Raw genomic sequence first — 18229 nt, forward strand, 5'->3', positions numbered from 1 at the left:
ACAGTCTTTATATTAGCCAAGCAAAAGCCCTCTTTTAGGAAACAAAATGACTTTTTTCGTCTCAGGAGGCGGAAATTAACACTCCGAATTTCGGGATCGCTTTGAGTGTGTTTTGAATGCTCTGTTCCGAGATTTCTTCTATCGTCGTATTTCTTAATTCCGCAGCAACTGCGCCGTAACAGGCCGTGTCCGCAAGGGCGCTTTCGGGGTTCTCTTTGTTTTCTTCGCGCACCCAGCTCGGCGGCATATCCGGACAATCCGTCTCAAGTACCCAGGCGTCATCCGGGAGTTCAGACAAGATTTTGCGGATGCGCTTAGAGCCGTCATAGGACACCGCTCCGCCGTAGCCCAGCTTAAAACCGTTCTGCAGAAAAACCTGTGCCTGGGCCATACTGCCGTTAAACGCATGAATGATGCCGAGCTGCGGGGGCAGACGGCGAATGTATTTAAGCACGATATCCATCGCTTCACGGCCGTGAAGACTCAGGGGGAGACCATATTTGCGGGCAAGTTTTAACTGCGTGGAAAACACTTCTTCCTGAACGTCATGCGGAACGCTGCAGGCTGCAGAGAAATCCAGTCCGCACTCGCCTACCGCTGCCAGACGAGGATCTTCTCTGTGCTCTTCCAGAAAGGCTTCCAACGCTGTCAGATCTTCTTTCCAGGAGTATCCGATGTAAAGCGGATGAATGCCGCAGGCGTAGGCTTGATCATATTCATAGGCACAGCGCCGAGCCTCTTCCAGATTACTGACACCGCTGGCACACACCAAAGAAGAGACGACGCCGACTTTGCGGGCCTCCGAAACTTCTTTTTTCTGCTGTTCTTCGGGAAGAACAAATAAGTGGTTATGGGTGTCAATCCAGCGAAGCATTTAGTTTTCCTCAGGCAAGATGCATCCGTTCTTTAAACGCACGACACGATCGCATCGCGCGGCAATATCCGGATCATGCGTCACAATGACCAAGGCAAGGCCCTGAGAGGACGACAATTTGAGCAGATAGTCGATAACGACTTCGGCCGTCTCACCGTCCAGGTTGCCGGTGGGCTCGTCGGCCAAAAGACACAGCGGAGAGCCGCTCACGGCTCGGGCAATGGCGACACGCTGGCGTTCGCCGCCGGAAAGCTGACTCGGCAGATGATCCACGCGGTCGGCAAGACCCATGGCTTTGAGCAGGCTTTCCGCTCTTTTTTGCGCGACGGAAGCTTTTTCACGGCGGATTTTGAGCGGCATCGCCACGTTTTCCATGGCCGTAAATTCCGGCAGCAGATGGTGGAACTGATACACAAAGCCGAGTTTGCGGTTGCGCAGCTCGGTTAAGCGCTGCTCGGAGAGTTCGGCGATGTTTTCTCCGCCGATTTCGATCAAACCTTTATCAAAACGGTCCAGACCGCCGATGCACTGCAGGAGCGTTGTTTTACCAGAGCCGGATGTGCCCACGATTGCCACCGACTCGCCCTCGTGAACTTCCAGATTGACGTCTTTCAAAACATGCAAAAGTCGGCCGCCCTCTTTATAGCTTTTCTGCAGGCCGACAGCCTTTAATACGACGTTGTTATTCATATCTCAGTGCCTCAGCCGGTTGAATGTTTGCCGCTCTCCAGCTCGGATAGACAGTGGCCGCAAGAGCCAGCAAGAAAGAAAAGACGGCGATCGGGATCACATCGGATGCCCTCGGATCACTCGGCATTGCCGAGATAAAGTAGATTTCTTTGGGCAGGAACTGAACGCCGAACAGCTGTTCGATCGCGCCTACGATGGAGCCCACATTGCAGGCAATGAGAAGCCCCACGCCGACACCGATCAGCACGCCGGCGGTTCCGATGAAGGCGCCCTGAACCATAAAGATGCGCATGATCGAACCGCGCGTTGCGCCTTGGGTTCGAAGGATTGCGATGTCGCTGCGTTTGGAGTTGACGGTCATCACTAATGAAGAGACTAGACCAAACGCGCCTACTAAAACGATCAGGAACAAAATGATGCCCATCATGCGTTTTTCGACTTGAACGGCCGCAAACCAAGTCCGATTCTGACGAGACCAATCGGTTGCCAAAAGACCCGGCGGCATTTGATTATTGAGTTCAGCGGCGACTCTCGGTGCATCCTGCATGTTGGAGAGCTTCAGTCGAATGCCTCCGGGTGTTTGAGTACGCATGAGTTTTTCGGCGTCCGTGAGATTGATGAAGCTCATTGCACTGTCAAACTCGTAGTGGCCGGAATTAAAGACGCCTGCGACCGTGAACTGGCGCATGCGAGGCATGGTTCCGGCCGGCGTGAACTGTCCCTGAGGTACCATCACGTTGACCTTTTCTCCGGGGATCACGCCGAGCATTCTGGCTAAGTCCGTGCCGAGAATGATCTTGAATTCACCGGGTTTTAAATCAGAGAGGCGCCCGATCTTCATATTTTTTGCGACATCGCTGACCTGAGATTCCGTCTCAGGATCAATGCCGTTGAGCTGGACACCGCGCACGTTGGTGCCGCTCGTGAGCAGTCCCTGCCCCCTTAAGAAAGGCGCTGCGCCGATGATCTCTGGCTGCTGCTTCTTCAGTTCTGCGGCAGTCTTCTGCCAGTCCGGAATCGGAGCTCCGATCGAAAGCACTTCGGCATGCGAAAGCACGGAGAGCATCTTGTCTCGAACTTCTTTCTGGAAACCGTTCATCACGGATAAGACTATGATGAGGGCCATGACGCCCAAGGCTATGGAAGCCATCGACATGGCTGATATGAACGATACGAATCCGTCGCTGCGTCCTTTGCGGCGCGACAGTGTATATCGCAGACCGATCATCCACTCGAAGGGCAGACCGGATAAAGGTTTATTTTTCACAAATTTTATCCAACTAAACGTTCAGGCTATTCTAGCTGTGAGATCAAACAATTAGAATTTAAGGCTATGCCCGCATGTATATTTTTATTGCCCAATTCTCTGCCTTCTCCTAATGAAATTAAAGCGTTAGGAAAGGACGCCTATCCGCCCGTTTTGCGGAATTTCCTTGAAGGTTTCGGAGAACCGAAGGTCGCCACGATTTTTGAAAACCCGGCGCTCAGCGGTTTTGCTTCGATGCAGTGGGTATGGATGCTTCTGACTCAGCGCGAAAATCTTGCCCCGTCCGCTCCCTATCTTTGGAAAGGTCTTGGAGGTCCGAAAGTCCATCAGGAATTTTGGGCTTTAAACGGCTACCGCAAAGAAAACGGCGTGCTTAAAAGCGCCGGTGATGTCTTTGATATCGATGAAGAGTGCGACCTCAGAGACCTTTTGAATCCGATTGCTCGTCAGTTTAATTTTGAAGTGCAGGTTTTGGACGGACGCTTTTTCCTCGCGCGCAAAAAAGCATGGCAGGTTCTGATTACTCCGTGGCTTGCTCAGGAAGACAAACCGGCAGCACAGCCGGCTGGTCCCGAAGCCGCTGAATGGACTGAAATCACTCGAGTCATCGAAGAAAGTCTTGCAAAAAGCGTTTTCAATGAATACAGAGCAAAAGCCGGACGGCCTCCGGTTGAAGGTTTCTGGATCAACGGCGGAGCTTTTGAGGAGCAGCTTCTTCCCTACACTCAGATTCGCTGTGCTCTGACAAGCGATCCCACGATTCGCGGGATCTCTGAGGCGGCGGGCATTGCGCGGGCCTACATTAAATCTTCGACGGCTGTTTGGCCCGACTGTCCTGAAGGCGACCGTCTCTGCATCCTGGATGACTTTAACGATCCATCCGTCAAAACGGATCCTGCGCGCTGGAGTGCCGCATGGACACGCGCCGTTAAGCGCATGGAGCACCTGACCGCCACGGCAAAAGGATTTGAAAAATATCATCCCCGCCTGGTCACCTCCGATGGTCTGCGCGTCAGCGTCATTGAAAAACTTCAGGAACAAAAATCTTCTTTTGCCTTTTGGAAGAGCCCAAAAAATTACACAGAAGCATGGCTGAACTCCGGCCGCTAAAGAACACTAAAAAGTTATGACCAAAATAACGATTCGCCGATTTGACCGAAATGTCGTTCAGGCGCTCACCAACCGCGGCTTTCCCGAACCTCTGGCCCGCGCTTTAGCGGCCAGACACGTCACCAGCCCGTCCGACCTTGATTACGAATTCAAGGAAATGCTTTCTCCGTGGGACCTTAAAAACTGCAGAGAAGCCGGAGAAGCGATTGCCGATGCCATCTGGAAACAGAAAAAGATCGTAATCATTGGGGACTACGACTGTGACGGCGCGACTGCTGTTTCCGTCGGTATTCTGGGACTGCAGGCGCTCGGCGCCTTCAATGTCTCTTATTTAATCCCGGACCGTGACAAGGACGGCTACGGCCTGTCTCCTCAGCTTGTCGATCGAGCAGCCGCTGCCGGCGCCGAACTCATCATTACCGTAGACAACGGAATTTCTTCGGTGGCTGCGGTTGAACATGCTAAAACCCTCGGAATCGAGGCCGTCGTTACCGACCACCACCTGCCCGGCGATGAAATCCCCGACACCCTCGTCGTCAATCCGAATCAGCGCGGAGATACCTTCCCGAGCAAATCTTTGGCGGGTGTGGGCGTCATCTTTTACGTGTTAATCGCCGTGCGCTCCGCACTCCGCGCCAAAGGCGCTTACCCGAACGGAAAACAGCCTAATCTTCAGCATCTCATTGATTTGGTGGCCTTGGGTACGGTTGCCGACGTTGTCCCGTTAGACCGCAACAACCGAATCCTCGTTTCCAAAGGCTTGGACAGCATTCGCGCCGGCAAAATGCAGCCCGGCGTGAGCGCCCTGCTCTCCGTAGCAGGCAAGAATGCGCATCGCATCAGTGCCAATGACTTGGGCTACATCCTCGGGCCCCGCATCAACGCCGCAGGTCGTTTGGACAGCATCAACAAGGGTGTTGAGTGTCTGACAAGCTACGACTACAACACGGCGCTCTTTTACGCAAAAGAACTCGACCAAATCAATGCCGAGCGCCGCAACCGCGAAGTATCCATGCAGTCCGACGCTATTCTGTCCCTACAGACGATTTCCGTCGATGACAGCAATTCCATCGTTCTTAAGGGTGACGACTGGCACGCCGGCATCATCGGTTTAGTAGCCTCCCGCATCAAAGAACAAACTTATCGCCCGGTCATTGCGTTTGCTCCGTCGGAAGAAAACGGCGAGCATGTGCTTAAAGGCTCGGGGCGCTCTATTCCCGGCATTCATCTGCGCGATGCATTGGATCGTGTCAGCAAACTGAGTCCGGGGCTGATCCTGAAATTCGGCGGTCACGCGATGGCTGCAGGTCTTACGATCCGTAAGGATGCATTTGATGAATTCAAGGAGCTCTTTGCCCGCGCTGTCAAAGAACTTTCCGATCCGGAAATGTTCGAGCGCAACATCGTCACAGACGGCGAGCTCAGAGCTTCCGACTTCAACATTGAACTCGTTGAAGCCATCCGCAAGCACGTCTGGGGTCAGGCTTTCCCGGAACCGCTCTTTGCCAATCAGTTCAAGGTACTTTCTCAGAGAGTCTTGAAAGATCAGCATCTGAAGCTCTCTCTTGAAGTCGACGGCAGAGAGATTCAGGCCATTTGGTTCCGCCACAAACGCGAACTGCCTCCGACCGTGCGTTTAGCTTACAAGCTCGACATCAATGACTTCCGAGGACGTCAGTCGGTGCAGCTCATCATCGAAGGTATGGAAGACGAGTTTGAGGACTGGACGGCCTAGCGGTTTTCTGTCGTGCAAACAAACTTACACAATTGACAAAAAACGGACCCATTTCCGCCCGCTCAACGAGTTAAGGATTGGGTCCGCTCTTATATAATTGAGGGTTCTTTTTAATATCAACGCGTTAAGAAATGGAAGTTGAACGTTTAAACCTAATCGGCACCACCGCCGAGGACCTTCAAGCTCGCACTGAAGAGCTGCGGAGGTATCTTTGACTACGATCAGAAAGAGCGTCGTTTAGAAGAAGTTAATCAAGCGCTCGAGGACCCGAGCATCTGGTCTGATCAAGAGCGAGCTCAGCAGCTGAGCAAAGAAAAGAAACGTCTCGAAGACGTTGTCCTTACCATCAAACACCTAACTACCGGCCTTTCCGATGCTTTGGAATTATTTGAAATGGCCAAAGAAGAGGACGATGACGCCTCTCTGGAAGCGGTAGAAGCCGATATCAACAACCTCAAGAAAGAGGTCGAACATCTCGAATTCCAGCGCATGTTCAATCAGGAACATGACGAAGCCAACTGCTTCCTGGAAATTCAGGCCGGCGCCGGCGGAACCGAAGCGCAGGACTGGGCGAGCATGCTTGAGCGCATGTATATCAAGTTTGCGGAACGCCAAAGCTTTAAGCCCGAGATTGTTGAAGAAACCGAAGGAGATGTGGCCGGCATTAAAGGCTGCACGATCAAAATCACAGGCGACTATGCCTACGGCTGGCTCAGAACCGAAACCGGTATTCACCGCTTAGTTCGCAAGAGCCCGTTCGACTCCAACGCACGCCGTCATACTTCTTTTGCTTCTGTGTTCGTCGTTCCCGAAGTCGACGATTCTTTCGAAATCGAAGTCAATCCGGCCGATCTGCGCATTGACACGTTCCGCGCCTCCGGCGCCGGCGGTCAGCACATTCAGAAGACCGACTCCGCCGTCCGTATCACGCATATTCCGACCGGCATAGTCGCTGTCAGCCAGACCAGCCGAAGCCAGCATCAGAACAAGGAAGAGGCCATGACGATTTTGAAGAGCCGTCTTTATGAAGCCGAGCTCCGCAAACGCCAGGCTACCCAGCAGGCATTGGAAGACAACAAGAGCGACATTTCCTGGGGTCACCAGATCCGTTCTTACGTGTTGGATCAGTCCCGCGTCAAAGACCTGCGTACCAATGTCGAAACCGGCAACACGACTGCCGTTTTAGACGGTGCTTTGGAATCCTTTATCGAGGCCAGCCTCAAGCAAGGAGTTTGAGCGTGAAGACTCTCACCATTATTACCGGCGCCTCTAAAGGGCTCGGCTTTGAATTAACCCGTCAGTCGCTTAAGGCCGGCGACACCGTCGTGACGATGGAACGCCGTCCTTCCAAGGCTTTGGTGGAAGAAGCCGATAAGATCGGCTGCAATTTCATCCAGTTTACGGCTGACCTGCTTGACCGTAAAGGCGCCGTCGAGCTTTTGATGTGGCTGCTTTCCGATAAGGAATACGCCGAACATGACCGTCTGATTCTGATCAACAACGCCGGCGTGCTGGGTCCTGTCGGTCCGATCGAAAACGCTTCCCCGCAGGTTGCCGTTGACTGCATTCGCGTTAACTTTGAAATCCCGGTGCTTCTGACTCAGGCTTTCCTGAATGAAACGCGCAGCTGGAAAGGCGAGCGCCGCGTCATGAATATCTCTTCCGGCGCCGGCCGCAAGTCCGTTCCGGGCTGGGCCATGTACTGTTCAACCAAAGCAGCGCTTGACCGCTTTACCGCCGTCACAGCTGAAGATCAGCTTGGCAAACCCAATCCCGCACGCCTTAGCGCCGTCGCTCCGGGCGTTGTGAACACTGGCATGCAGGGCAGCATCCGTGCTTCGTCTAAGGAAGATTTTCCGAACGTTGACCGGTTTATCGACTTAGAGAAAGACGGAAAACTTCAGAGCCCCGAAGACACTGCCAAACGACTTTTAAATTACCTCAACAGCGACGAGTTCGGCAAAGAGCCCATCTCGGATATTCGCAATATTTCTGTTGGAGACTAAAGTGGAAAACCAGAAAGAAACCGTCAAAAAAGAAGACGTTCTTGAGACTGAGAACCATATCATTGCCGAACGTTTAGCCAAACTCGACAAACTCAGAGCCGAAGGCGTTGCTTATCCGAATGATTTCGTTCAGAAAGACCGCATTGAAGAAGTGCGCGCTGCCAACGGCAGCAAAACTCCGGAAGAGCTTGAAGCTGCTCCGGTCGAAGTCACCGTCGCCGGCCGCGTCATGCTCAAGCGCGTCATGGGCAAAGCCAGCTTCCTGACCGTTAAAGACGGTACCGATCACATCCAGTTCTTCATCACCAAGGCTGAAGTCGGCGATGAAACTTACGACTTCTTCAAGAAGATGGTTGATATCGGAGATATCGTCGGCGCTACAGGCACACTGTTCTTCACCAAGACCGGCGAGCTTTCCGTCCGCGTTAAGAACTTCCGTCTGCTGACCAAGAACATTCGTCCGCTCCCCGACAAATTCCACGGTCTCTCCGATCCGGAAACCCGTTATCGTCAGCGCTATGTTGACCTGATCATGAACGAAAGCACACGTCGCACCTTCATGATCCGTTCCAAGGCCATCGCCGAAACCCGTAAATTCATGATGGAACATCACTTCATGGAAGTGGAAACTCCGATGCTCCATCCGATCCCCGGCGGTGCGAACGCTAAGCCGTTCATCACACACCACAATGCGCTCGACATGGATATGTATCTGCGTATTGCTCCGGAACTTTATCTGAAGCGCTTAGTGGTCGGCGGCTTTGAACGCGTTTTTGAACTCAACCGCTCCTTCCGCAACGAAGGCGTTGACGTTCGCCACAACCCTGAATTCACAATGATGGAGTTCTATGCAGCCTACAAGGAATACCACTGGCTCATGGACTACACCGAAAAACTTCTGCGCACCGTCGCTGAAAAGACTATCGGTACCGCTGTCATTCAGTATCAGGGTCATACCATCGACCTCACAAAACCGTTTGATCGCCTGACTGCTAAGGAAGCCGTTCTGAAGTACGCTCCTCAGTACACCCCTGAGCAGCTCGAAGACAAGGACTTCATGCAGGAAGAACTCAAGCGCCTGGGTGAACCTGCTAAGGCTGACGCCGGCGTCGGCGCTTTGCAGATGGCCATATTTGAAGCCGTTGCTGAATCCAAACTCATTCAGCCGACTTACATCATTGACTACCCGGTTGAAATTTCTCCGCTGGCTCGCGCCTCCGACAAGGTTCCCGGCATCACCGAGCGTTTCGAACTCTTCATGGCCGGTCGCGAAACCGCCAACGGCTTCTCCGAGCTGAACGACCCGCAGGATCAGGCTGCTCGCTTCATGGCTCAGGCAAAACTGAAAGCCAGCGGCGATGATGAAGCCATGTATTACGACGCCGACTACGTCCGCGCACTGGAATACGGTCTGCCTCCGACAGGCGGCTGCGGCGTGGGCTTAGACCGCTTTGTCATGCTGCTTACCGACTCTCCGAGCATCCGTGACGTTCTGCTCTTCCCGCATATGCGTCCTGAGGCCTAAGAATCATGAGCGAAAGGAAGCTGAAAATCGCCGCTCTGTTAAAAGAGCTTTACGACATGGCCGAAGTTCCCGTGCCCTCCTCTCGTATTCCGTTTTACTTTAACGACGTACGAGCCGGGCACATTGAACGAACTGATGCCGAGTTTTTAGCGAGTACCTTTCGCTTCTGTGACGTCCGTCCGGATGCTTTCGTATTTACCGCGGAAGACTCCGGACAGGCTTCGCGCCGTCTGGCAGCGATTTCGCACCTTTATAAAGGCACGGACAAAGTCTTTGCCTGGCGAGATGAACTGCTTTCCGTTACTGCTTCGGATGACATTGCCTGCGAGTCGCCTTTGACTGTTATTGAGCGTGCAATGTGCCGTCCCTTCGCCTTTAACACCTTTGCCGTTCACTTGAATCCGTTCACGCGTGACGGCAGGATGTGGGTGGCTCAGCGTTCTTTCAAGAAAGCGATCGGCCCTGGTTATTGGGATAACTGTGCTGCGGGTCTAGTCGGAGCAGGCGAGCCTTTCGGGCTTGCTATGGAACGCGAAGCATTTGAAGAAGCCGGTGTGACACCGGGTTCCCTTGAAATCTCTTTTAGCGCGCGCAATATCATTTCGCGTCCCGTTCATGAAGGCTGGATGCGAGAAATCGCTTACATCTGCAATGCTTATGTTGAAGACTCTTTCCATCCTCACAACATGGACGGCGAGGTCGAGCGCTTTGAACTCTTAGAACCCGAAGCGATTATTGAGCGCATAGAAAAAGGACGATTCACATTCGAATCGTCCCTTGCTGTTTTAGCCGGCTTAGCCTGGCAGGAAGGCCTGCTTGATCTTTTGGATCAGCCGGCCGTCTAAACGCTAATCTCTTTCGTCCATCCAAGCGACCAGAATGGCTTCCAGTATTTTTTCGTTGCTTGCTTCTGGATCATCATCAAAATCCGGGAGCGCGACGATCATTGCATGCATCTTCTCAAAGCTGATCGTCAGCGGATCTAAGTCCGGATTTTCGTCATACAGCTCTTCCGCAATCGCACGCGGATCCTTCCAAGTCAGCTTCATTACTCGTTCTCTCTGGCGTGATTACGGGAGTATTTCGGAATTTCAACGGTAATGTCTTCTTTGCCGACTTTTGTCTGGCAAGTCAGGCGTGAGTTCGATTTCAGACCCCAAGCCTGGTCAAGCAGATCTTCTTCATCGTCTTCTGCCGGTTCCAAAGAATCAAAGCCCTTGTCGATGTAGCAGTGGCAAGTCGTGCAGGCGCAGGAGAACTCGCAGGCGTGGTCAATATTGACGCCGTTTGCGACCAAAGCTTTAGCTAAGTTTGCACCTTCGGGGACTTCAAACTCAGCCCCGTTCGGACAGATTCCAGGATGCGGTAAAATGGTTACTTTCGGCATTTTTAAACCTCGTCAACAGATTTGCCTTGGAGTGCTTCCAAGATCGTACGGTTCATTCGACGTGCAGCAAAGTCTTTCGTTCCCTCGGACAGCGCTGAAATCGAATTTTTAATTTCATCTTTGTCATCTTGCGCGCGAACCGTCTCGAGATGTTGAATCATGGCGTCGATCTGAGCGCGCTCAGCCTCATTGAGAAGGTCGGCGTCGGACGACAATGCGGAATAAATGCTTTCCAAAAGGCGAGCGGCTTCCACTTTCTGCTCGCGTAATTCGCGAAGCTTCATATCTTCTTCGGCGTGACCAAAGGAATCTTCCAGCATGCGGCTGATTTCATCTTCCGACAGACCGTAAGAAGGTTTGACCGTGACAGATGCTTCCACGCCCGTGGTTTGTTCGCGGGCCGTGACCGACAACAGTCCGTCAGCATCCACCTGGAACGTCACACGAATACGAGCGGCTCCTGCAACTTTCGGCGGAATACCGCGCAAAGAGAATTTGGCCAAAGAACGGCACTCTTCTACCAAGTCACGTTCACCCTGAAGGACATGGATCGACATCGCGGTCTGACCGTCCTTGAAGGTTGTGAAGTCCTGAGCCATGGCTACAGGAATCGGCGTGTTGCGGGGAATGACTTTTTCAACGAGACCGCCCATGGTTTCAAGACCCAAGGAAAGCGGCGTGACGTCAAGAAGCAGCCAGTCTTCGTCGCTGCGGTTGCCGGCAAGCAGGTTTGCCTGAAGCGCAGCGCCGATTGCCACCACTTCATCCGGGTCAATATCGGTAAGCGGTTCGCGGTCAAAATAATCGGCCACTGCCTTGCGGATGCAGGGCATGCGCGTTGAGCCGCCGACAAGCACGACACCTTTTACTTCATCGCGTTTGAGACCTGCGTCCTTTAATGTCTGTTTCGTGGCTTCGATGGTTCTTGCTACTAAGTGGTGCGTGATCGAATCAAAGACTTCGCGCGTAATCGTGACATTGATGATTCTGTCGCCGGAAATCTTGGCGTGAATCGTTGCTTTCTTTTCCGTCGTCAGCGTTTCTTTGGCTGCCTTGGCTTTTGCCATCAGCATGCGGCTGTCGGAATGCGTCAGCAGCGGACGACCTGCCTGGTCAATGACCCAGCAGTAGAGACGCTGGTCAAAATCATCGCCGCCTAACTGGCTGTTGCCGCCGGTGGCGAGCACCTCAAAAACGCCTTTGCGCAGACGGAGGACGGAGACGTCAAACGTGCCGCCGCCCAAGTCATAAACGATGTAAAGACCTTCGGCGCCGGTATCGAGGCCGTAAGCCAAAGCTGCCGCCGTCGGTTCGCTCAAAAGACGAAGAACATTCAGACCGGCAAGCTTTGCGGCGTCTTTAGTCGCCTGACGCTGAGCGTCATCAAAGTAAGCCGGTACCGTCACAACAGCGCCGACAAGTTCGCCGCCTAAGGCGTCTTCGGCGCGTTTTTTAAGGACTTTTAAGATTTCTGCTGATACTTCAACCGGACTCTTCGCGCCTTGTGCCGTGTTGAGCTTCACCATGCCCTCGCCTTTGATGAAGTCATAGGGCATGTAGCGGTTATTCTGCAGCTCAGAAGCGCTTCGGCCCATCAAACGCTTGACACTTGAGATCGTGTTGAGCGGATCTGCTTCTGCACGTGAACGGGCTTCTTCACCAACAACCACGCATCCATTCTTTTCGTAGTGGACAACAGAAGGAAGCAGTTTCTGATTCTTTTCGTCAACGAGAACTTCGGGAGAACCGTTTCTAACGGTGGCCGCCAATGAATTCGTGGTGCCCAAATCAATACCGACAGCAAACCGCTCTTCGTGCGGTGCTGTCGACATTCCCGGTTCGGCAATTTGCAGAAGTGACATTATTCAAAATCCAGTAGCTGGCGATTTAAAAACATAACCTTTTTTAAATCTTCTGCCGCCAGCGAGACATCAGATTTCACATCGAACGCGTCTACCACCTCGTTGAGCAGCTCGTCCTTTTCTTTTTCAATCGCTTTCTTCAGCACTTCCAGCTCAGCCGTATTCCCGGAATCCTTTGCATCTGAGATCGCCTCTCGGCGTTCCAGCTGCTCAAGAAGAAACTCTTCAGAAATCGAACCGCTGCTGTCTTCGTCAATGAGGTGTCCTCGCAGCGCGCAAAGGGCTTTACCTCGCTGGATCGGATCGCTGAGCTTCTGAAAAGCGTCATTAATCAGCGTTGCCCACTGCTGAGCAACGCGCTTTTCAGTATCGCTTGCCGAAGCAAAACGGTCGGGATGAACCTTTTTTTGGATTTCAAAATACTTTTCATCCAACTTTTGTTTATCGATTCTGAACTGTGGTTTCAAACCGAAAATTTCAAAAGGATTCATCGCCGCCATAGCGCCTCCGTTTCAGTTAGACATGGAAAGACTTGCCGCAGCCGCAGCTTTCTTTCTCGTTCGGGTTCTTGAATTTGAATCCAGTATTGAGACCTTCACGGACAAAGTCCAGTTCGGTTCCGTTGATATAGGGCAGGCTCTTGGGATCAACAATTACTTTGATCCCGTAGCTTTCGTACACCTGATCTTCGGGTTCGATTTTGTCTGCAAACTCTAATGCGTAAGCCATACCGGAGCAGCCGCTGGTTTTGACACCGACTCTGAGGCCGACGCCTTTGCCACGTTTGCGAAGGAATTCTTCAACGTGAGAAGCTGCTTTTTCTGTCAATGTAACCGACATTATTTATCCTTAATCTGAGCCTGTTTCTGGCGATAGTCTTCCACTGCGGCCTTGATGGCGTCTTCCGCAAGAATGGAACAGTGGATTTTGACGGGAGGAAGCTCAAGTTCTTCGGCAATTGCCGTATTTTTGAGCTGTTCGGCTTCTTCCAAGGTCTTGCCCTTGATCAGTTCGGTGACCAAAGAGCTGGAAGCGATGGCACTGGTGCAGCCGTAGGTTTTGAACTTAGCGTCTTCGATCACGCCGTTGTCGTTGACCTTGATCTGCAGGCTTAAAACGTCGCCGCAGGCGGGGGCGCCGCGTGTACCGGTTCCGACGTTCGGATCGTTTTTATCCAGTCTGCCGACATTTCTGGGGTGCTGGAAATGATCCATCACTTTATCGCTGTATTGCATTCTTTTCTTTCCTTGTTAGTGTTCTGTCCATTTAACTTGTTTCATGTCCACGCCTTCCTTGTACATCTCCCAAAGCGGGGACATTTCACGAAGCTGTGCAACCTTTTCTTTGATGAGCTTGACGGTGTAGTCAATCTCTTCTTCCGTCGTGAAACGGCCTAAGCTGAAGCGAATGGAGCTGTGGGCGAGTTCGTCATCAATACCGAGGGCACGCAGAACGTAGGACGGTTCCAAGCTGGCCGAGGTGCAGGCAGAACCGGAGGAAACTGCGATTTCAGGGCAGCTGGCCATGAGGGCTTCACCTTCAACAAACGCGAAGCTGACGTTGAGGTTGAAAGGAGCTCTGTGTTCCATGCTTCCGTTGACATGAACGGCTTCGATTTCGCTCAAGCCTTTCCAAAGTCTGTCGCGAAGAGCGCCGATACGCTTCATTTCCTCGTCCATTTCCAGGCGGCACAGTCTGTAGGCTTCGCCCATACCGACGATCTGGTGTGTGGCGAGTGTGCCTGAGCGCATGCCTCTTTCGTGACCGCCGCCGTGAATGATGGCTTCAATACGAGCACGCGGTTTGCGGCGAACATAAAGAGCGCCCATTCCCTTCGGTCCGTAGAGCTTGTGGGCGGAAAGGCTCATCAGATCAACCTTGAGTTTTTCCATATCCAGAGGGATCTTGCCGGCGGCCTGAGTGGCGTCGACGTGGAACAGGATTCCGCGTTCACGGCACATTTCACCGATTTTTTCGATGTCTTGAATGACGCCGATTTCATTGTTGACGGCCATCACGGAAACCAAGGTAGTATCTGGACGCATGGCTTTGGCCAAAGCGTCGAGGTCCAAAAGTCCGTCCTTGCCGACGTCCATGTATGTCACTTCAAAGCCTTCGCGTTCAAGTTCTCGCATGGAGTCCAGCACGGCTTTGTGTTCGGTCTTTACCGTGATTAAATGCTTGCCTTTGTCCTTATGGAAACGAGCTGCACCTTTGATCGCGAGGTTGTCGCTTTCGGTGGCGCCGCTAGTCCAAACGATTTCTTTCGGATCGGCATTGATTAGTGCTGCAACTTCGGCACGGGCGTTTTCAACAGCTTCTTTAGCCTTCCAGCCGTATTCGTGGCTCGTGCTGGCAGCGTTGCCGAAATTCTCGTAGAGGAAAGGAATCATCTTATCGACGACACGAGGATCCACAGGCGTAGTCGCAGAATAATCAAGGTAAATAGGGAACTTCATGATTAGCTCCAATGAAGAGATAAATTGGGGATTTATTAAACCTTCGGTTTGATAATGGATACGGGGCTTAAGCCCTGATCTTTGAGCTTTTTCTTGTCAGCCAGGTTTTTCAGCGAGATCCCTTTCAGGAACTTGCGGATTTCCTCGTTGAGGCTTTCCCAAAGATCGAATGTGATGCACTCACCTTCTCCGTCGCAGACGGCTCTGTTTTTATCGCAGCTGGCTTTCTCGAGAGGGTCGTCCACGGCTTCCAAAATATCGATCACCGTGATCTGATCCGCAGGTTTGGCCAAACGGTATCCGCCGGCAGGGCCGCGCACACCTTCAAGGAGGCCGGCTCTGCGCAGCTTTCCGAAGATCTGCTCAAGATAGGCGCTTGAAAGATGACGTCTGTCCCCGATCGCAGCGATGGATACGTACTCTTCCGGGTCATGGAGAGCAATATCAAGCATTGCGGTGACGGCAAAACGGCCTTTAGTAGTGAGTTTCATCTTTATTCCGATCCATTTAGTCGGAAATAATAGACCGTTTTATTTCCGAGCGCAATAGTCGGAATTGAAAAAGCCCTCCGAAGAGGGCTAAGAAGGAAAATGAATTTTCAGCGGCTACAGAGCTGAGCCGGGAATGTAGACGGAAGCGCGTTTCTTAACAACTTCAAGCAGGCCTTCGCAGGCGTCCTCACAGTAATCAAGTACCGTGTTGAAGCCTTCGTTGCCGCCGTAATACGGATCAGGCACCACGGCCGTGTCGTATTCGGTTGCATAGCGCATCAGGAGCGCCAGCTTGTGTTTGTACATCGGAGGGCAGATCTGCTGCATGGCGGTCAGATTTTCCCAGTCCATCGCCAAAATGAAGTCGCACTCTCTAAAGTCGTCGGATGTAATCTGACGAGCCCTAAGTTCGGATAAGTCATATCCGCGCTTACGGCCTGCAATCTGAGCGCGCACGTCCGGCGCCTCTCCGACGTGATAACCATGTGTACCGGCAGAATCCACGATTACTTTGTCAGTCAGTCCGGCTTCCTTCACCATTTTCTTAAAAACTGCTTCAGCCGTAGGGGAACGACAAATGTTCCCCATGCACACAAATAAAACTTTTACCATGTTTTTTGCATTCTTCTTAATTGACGAATTAATCACACCTCTCTCGCGTACACCGCAGGCAGGTTGCAATAGCTTACGAGCCCCAAACGCTTTTTGCAAAAATGTATAGGGTAATTACCAATAATTCAACTCAAAATGAGCACCTATACGTTCTCTTTTGCACCTTCCTCATCTTTTCCGGGCGTCGCGCCGAAAACTTGTTTACGAATTGAAGCCAATTTATCACGGACTTCCGAGGCTTTTTCGAATTCGAGATTCTTAGCATGCTCAAACATTTCGTTTTCGAGCCGTTTGATTTCGCGTGCCAGTTCCTTCGGACCCATTTTTTCGTAATCCTGACCGTCCACCAATCCGAATTCATTTTCGAGGTTATCGCTCTTGTAGACACCGTCAATAATGTCACGGATTTCTTTCTTGACGCTCTTCGGCGTGATGTTATGCGCCACGTTGTAAGCAGTCTGCTTTTCTCTGCGTCGAGCCGTTTCGTCCATCGCTCGGCGCATGGAGTCCGTAATCGTATCGGCGTATAGAATGGCTTTGCCTTCAACGTTTCGCGCGGCACGGCCGATCGTCTGAATAAGAGAACGTTCGCTTCGCAGGAAGCCTTCCTTATCAGCATCTAAGATCGCGATCAGTGCCACTTCCGGAATATCCAAGCCTTCTCTCAATAAGTTAATGCCGATCAGAACATCGAAGACACCGGCACGAAGGTCTCGAATAATTTCTACGCGTTCCACCGTATCGATGTCCGAGTGCAGGTAACGCACCTTGATACCGTTGTCCTGCAGGAAGTCGGTTAAGTCTTCTGCCATGCGCTTGGTCAGCGTTGTAATCAGAATGCGCTGGCCCTTCGGAATTCTTTCTTTGATTTCGCCGAGCACATCGTCAACCTGAGTCGTAGCCGGACGTACTTCTACTTCCGGGTCTACGAGGCCGGTCGGGCGCACCACCTGCTCCACGATCTGAGAAGAATGATTCAGCTCGTAGTCTGCAGGAGTGGCCGAGACAAAGATCGCTCGGCGCATCTTGCTTTCGAATTCGTCAAAACGAAGCGGACGATTGTCTTTAGCGCTCGGAAGACGGAAGCCGTAGGTGACGAGGGTTTCTTTTCTGGCACTGTCGCCGCGGTACATACCGCCGATCTGACCTAACAGAACGTGAGATTCGTCGAAGAACATCAGCGCATCTTTCGGCAGATAGTCGATCAAGGTAGGAGGCGGCTCTCCGGGCAGACCGCCGGCCAAGTGGCGGCTGTAGTTCTCAATGCCTTTGCAGAAGCCCACTTCGTGGAGCATTTCTAAGTCAAAGAGCGTTCTTTCGCGGATGCGCTGCGCCTCAAGCAACTTGCCGCTCTCGATGAATTTTGTCTCCTGGTCTCTGAGCTCATCCTTGATGGCTTCAATCGCTCGGAGAATATCGTTTCTCGGCGTGACATAGTTAGACGTCGGATAGATCGCGAAGCGGTCTACCTTCTGGCGTGTTTTACCGGTCAGCGGATCGAAGAAATACATTGCTTCGATTTCGTCATCAAAGAGTTCGATACGGAGCGCCATTTCCGAGTGTTCGGCTGGGAACACGTCAATCGTGTCACCGCGGACGCGGAACTTACCTCGCGTAAATTCCATGTCGTTGCGTTCGTACTGGATGCGGACCAAGTGCGAGATCAAGTCGCGCTGTTCAATCTTATCACCGACTTTCAGGATAAGACGCATCTCGGTATAGGACTCCGGCTTACCGATACCGTAGATGGCAGACACGGTCGCGACAATGATCACATCACGGCGTTCGAGCACGCTCTTTGAAGCCGACAGACGCATCTGCTCGATGTGTTCATTGATAGCAGAATCTTTTTCAATAAACAGATCACGCTGAGGGACGTAAGCTTCGGGCTGATAGTAGTCGTAGTAACTGACGAAATACTCCACCGCGTTGTTTGGGAAAAAGTCCCTCATTTCCGCGTAGAGCTGAGCGGCAAGGGTTTTATTCGGCGCCATGATGAGCGTCGGCAGACCGGTTCGAGCGATAACGTTCGCCATGGTGTAGGTTTTGCCGCTACCCGTCACGCCAAGCAGCGTCTGGGCCGTCAGGCCGTCCTCGATGCCTTCGACGAGTTCTTTGATTGCCTGAGGCTGATCTCCGGCCGCCTCAAAGGGCTGATGCAGTTCAAACGGAGAATTAGGGAATCTGATGACTTTCAAGGTGGTGTCTGCC

At 52.3% G+C, this 18229-nt stretch carries 19 protein-coding genes; 6 read left to right on the plus strand and 13 right to left on the minus strand.

Annotated features, from left to right (window positions below; genetic code table 11):
* Positions 1 to 61: 61 nt before the first annotated feature.
* The 3 genes from HMPREF9439_RS07100 to HMPREF9439_RS07110 are packed head-to-tail and all read right to left on the minus strand — an operon-like array spanning position 62 to position 2792.
* A complete protein-coding gene (locus HMPREF9439_RS07100) occupies positions 62 to 874 on the minus strand; it encodes a TatD family hydrolase (RefSeq protein WP_008811475.1) in 813 nt (270 codons plus the stop codon).
* Positions 875 to 1564, minus strand: a complete 690-nt coding sequence (locus tag HMPREF9439_RS07105; protein WP_008811474.1) for an ABC transporter ATP-binding protein — start codon at positions 1562 to 1564, stop codon at positions 875 to 877.
* Positions 1557 to 2792 carry a lipoprotein-releasing ABC transporter permease subunit gene (locus HMPREF9439_RS07110; protein ID WP_039896221.1) on the minus strand — a complete coding sequence of 412 codons (1236 nt, stop codon included), beginning with the start codon at positions 2790 to 2792 and terminating at the stop codon, positions 1557 to 1559. The genes HMPREF9439_RS07105 and HMPREF9439_RS07110 overlap by 8 nt, the downstream gene beginning before the upstream one ends.
* A gap of 105 nt (positions 2793 to 2897) precedes the next feature.
* Here HMPREF9439_RS07110 and HMPREF9439_RS07115 point away from each other — a divergent pair, with 105 nt between their 5' ends.
* From HMPREF9439_RS07115 to HMPREF9439_RS07140, 6 genes are all read left to right on the plus strand, one after another.
* Complete coding sequence (locus HMPREF9439_RS07115) at positions 2898 to 3941, plus strand: hypothetical protein (RefSeq protein ID WP_008864331.1); 1044 nt, start codon at positions 2898 to 2900, stop codon at positions 3939 to 3941.
* A 16-nt stretch (positions 3942 to 3957) separates the two neighbouring features.
* Positions 3958 to 5676 carry a single-stranded-DNA-specific exonuclease RecJ gene (gene recJ / locus HMPREF9439_RS07120; protein ID WP_008811471.1) on the plus strand — a complete coding sequence of 573 codons (1719 nt, stop codon included), beginning with the start codon at positions 3958 to 3960 and terminating at the stop codon, positions 5674 to 5676.
* 131 nt (positions 5677 to 5807) lie between these two features.
* A protein-coding gene (gene prfB / locus HMPREF9439_RS07125) for a peptide chain release factor 2 (protein ID WP_118631445.1) occupies positions 5808 to 6912 on the plus strand; the annotation gives its coding sequence in 2 pieces (ribosomal slippage) (positions 5808 to 5888 and positions 5890 to 6912; 1104 coding nt in all).
* Between the two features lie 2 nt (positions 6913 to 6914).
* Positions 6915 to 7682: an SDR family NAD(P)-dependent oxidoreductase gene (locus tag HMPREF9439_RS07130; protein ID WP_008811469.1), complete on the plus strand. Its 768-nt coding sequence runs from the start codon at positions 6915 to 6917 to the stop codon at positions 7680 to 7682.
* Positions 7672 to 9207: a lysine--tRNA ligase gene (gene lysS / locus HMPREF9439_RS07135; RefSeq protein WP_008864334.1), complete on the plus strand. Its 1536-nt coding sequence runs from the start codon at positions 7672 to 7674 to the stop codon at positions 9205 to 9207. The genes HMPREF9439_RS07130 and lysS overlap by 11 nt, the downstream gene beginning before the upstream one ends.
* A gap of 5 nt (positions 9208 to 9212) precedes the next feature.
* The gene (locus HMPREF9439_RS07140) at positions 9213 to 10052 is read left to right on the plus strand and encodes an NUDIX hydrolase (protein WP_008864335.1); all 840 of its coding nucleotides are present in this window, start codon (positions 9213 to 9215) and stop codon (positions 10050 to 10052) included.
* A gap of 3 nt (positions 10053 to 10055) precedes the next feature.
* Here the strand turns inward: HMPREF9439_RS07140 and iscX are convergent, their stop codons facing one another.
* The 10 genes from iscX to uvrB all read right to left on the minus strand — a co-directional run bounded on the left by iscX (position 10056) and on the right by uvrB (position 18216).
* Positions 10056 to 10256, minus strand: coding sequence for a Fe-S cluster assembly protein IscX (gene iscX / locus HMPREF9439_RS07145; protein WP_008864336.1), 201 nt, complete (start codon positions 10254 to 10256; stop codon positions 10056 to 10058).
* Positions 10256 to 10594, minus strand: a complete 339-nt coding sequence (gene fdx / locus HMPREF9439_RS07150) for an ISC system 2Fe-2S type ferredoxin (RefSeq protein WP_008864337.1) — start codon at positions 10592 to 10594, stop codon at positions 10256 to 10258. Before fdx ends, iscX begins: the two co-directional genes overlap by 1 nt.
* 2 nt (positions 10595 to 10596) lie before the next feature.
* Positions 10597 to 12456 (minus strand): Fe-S protein assembly chaperone HscA, encoded by a 1860-nt coding sequence (hscA, locus tag HMPREF9439_RS07155; RefSeq protein ID WP_008864338.1) that lies wholly within the window; start codon positions 12454 to 12456, stop codon positions 10597 to 10599.
* Positions 12456 to 12956: a Fe-S protein assembly co-chaperone HscB gene (hscB, locus tag HMPREF9439_RS07160; protein WP_008864339.1), complete on the minus strand. Its 501-nt coding sequence runs from the start codon at positions 12954 to 12956 to the stop codon at positions 12456 to 12458. The genes hscA and hscB overlap by 1 nt, the downstream gene beginning before the upstream one ends.
* A 16-nt stretch (positions 12957 to 12972) precedes the next feature.
* Entirely contained in the window at positions 12973 to 13296 is a 324-nt protein-coding gene (iscA, locus tag HMPREF9439_RS07165) for an iron-sulfur cluster assembly protein IscA (protein ID WP_008811462.1), read from the minus strand.
* Complete coding sequence (iscU, locus tag HMPREF9439_RS07170; protein ID WP_008811461.1) at positions 13296 to 13691, minus strand: Fe-S cluster assembly scaffold IscU; 396 nt, start codon at positions 13689 to 13691, stop codon at positions 13296 to 13298. The genes iscA and iscU overlap by 1 nt, the downstream gene beginning before the upstream one ends.
* Before the next feature lie 15 nt (positions 13692 to 13706).
* Entirely contained in the window at positions 13707 to 14915 is a 1209-nt protein-coding gene (locus HMPREF9439_RS07175; RefSeq protein WP_008864340.1) for an IscS subfamily cysteine desulfurase, read from the minus strand.
* A gap of 35 nt (positions 14916 to 14950) precedes the next feature.
* Positions 14951 to 15406 (minus strand): Rrf2 family transcriptional regulator, encoded by a 456-nt coding sequence (locus tag HMPREF9439_RS07180; protein WP_008864341.1) that lies wholly within the window; start codon positions 15404 to 15406, stop codon positions 14951 to 14953.
* A gap of 114 nt (positions 15407 to 15520) precedes the next feature.
* Positions 15521 to 16018 carry a low molecular weight protein-tyrosine-phosphatase gene (locus tag HMPREF9439_RS07185; protein ID WP_008811458.1) on the minus strand — a complete coding sequence of 166 codons (498 nt, stop codon included), beginning with the start codon at positions 16016 to 16018 and terminating at the stop codon, positions 15521 to 15523.
* A 143-nt stretch (positions 16019 to 16161) separates the two neighbouring features.
* Positions 16162 to 18216, minus strand: a complete 2055-nt coding sequence (uvrB, locus tag HMPREF9439_RS07190; RefSeq protein WP_008811457.1) for an excinuclease ABC subunit UvrB — start codon at positions 18214 to 18216, stop codon at positions 16162 to 16164.
* Positions 18217 to 18229 lie beyond the last annotated feature (13 nt).

It is taken from the genome of Parasutterella excrementihominis YIT 11859, assembly GCF_000205025.1.
In the GTDB taxonomy this organism is placed as follows: domain Bacteria; phylum Pseudomonadota; class Gammaproteobacteria; order Burkholderiales; family Burkholderiaceae_F; genus Parasutterella; species Parasutterella excrementihominis.

What these genes read in the sequence shown, in the direction of transcription:
- hscB (WP_008864339.1), bottom strand. Translation starts at nt 12,956, where the DNA reads ATGGCGGCGATGAATCCTTTTGAAATTTTCGGTTTGAAACCACAGTTC.
- HMPREF9439_RS07180 (WP_008864341.1), bottom strand. Translation starts at nt 15,406, where the DNA reads ATGAAACTCACTACTAAAGGCCGTTTTGCCGTCACCGCAATGCTTGAT.
- recJ (WP_008811471.1), top strand. Translation starts at nt 3,958, where the DNA reads ATGACCAAAATAACGATTCGCCGATTTGACCGAAATGTCGTTCAGGCG.
- hscA (WP_008864338.1), bottom strand. Translation starts at nt 12,456, where the DNA reads ATGTCACTTCTGCAAATTGCCGAACCGGGAATGTCGACAGCACCGCAC.
- iscU (WP_008811461.1), bottom strand. Translation starts at nt 13,691, where the DNA reads ATGCAATACAGCGATAAAGTGATGGATCATTTCCAGCACCCCAGAAAT.
- HMPREF9439_RS07100 (WP_008811475.1), bottom strand. Translation starts at nt 874, where the DNA reads ATGCTTCGCTGGATTGACACCCATAACCACTTATTTGTTCTTCCCGAA.
- HMPREF9439_RS07175 (WP_008864340.1), bottom strand. Translation starts at nt 14,915, where the DNA reads ATGAAGTTCCCTATTTACCTTGATTATTCTGCGACTACGCCTGTGGAT.
- HMPREF9439_RS07110 (WP_039896221.1), bottom strand. Translation starts at nt 2,792, where the DNA reads ATGATCGGTCTGCGATATACACTGTCGCGCCGCAAAGGACGCAGCGAC.
- HMPREF9439_RS07185 (WP_008811458.1), bottom strand. Translation starts at nt 16,018, where the DNA reads ATGGTAAAAGTTTTATTTGTGTGCATGGGGAACATTTGTCGTTCCCCT.
- iscX (WP_008864336.1), bottom strand. Translation starts at nt 10,256, where the DNA reads ATGAAGCTGACTTGGAAGGATCCGCGTGCGATTGCGGAAGAGCTGTAT.
- HMPREF9439_RS07105 (WP_008811474.1), bottom strand. Translation starts at nt 1,564, where the DNA reads ATGAATAACAACGTCGTATTAAAGGCTGTCGGCCTGCAGAAAAGCTAT.
- HMPREF9439_RS07115 (WP_008864331.1), top strand. Translation starts at nt 2,898, where the DNA reads ATGCCCGCATGTATATTTTTATTGCCCAATTCTCTGCCTTCTCCTAAT.
- iscA (WP_008811462.1), bottom strand. Translation starts at nt 13,296, where the DNA reads ATGTCGGTTACATTGACAGAAAAAGCAGCTTCTCACGTTGAAGAATTC.
- fdx (WP_008864337.1), bottom strand. Translation starts at nt 10,594, where the DNA reads ATGCCGAAAGTAACCATTTTACCGCATCCTGGAATCTGTCCGAACGGG.
- HMPREF9439_RS07140 (WP_008864335.1), top strand. Translation starts at nt 9,213, where the DNA reads ATGAGCGAAAGGAAGCTGAAAATCGCCGCTCTGTTAAAAGAGCTTTAC.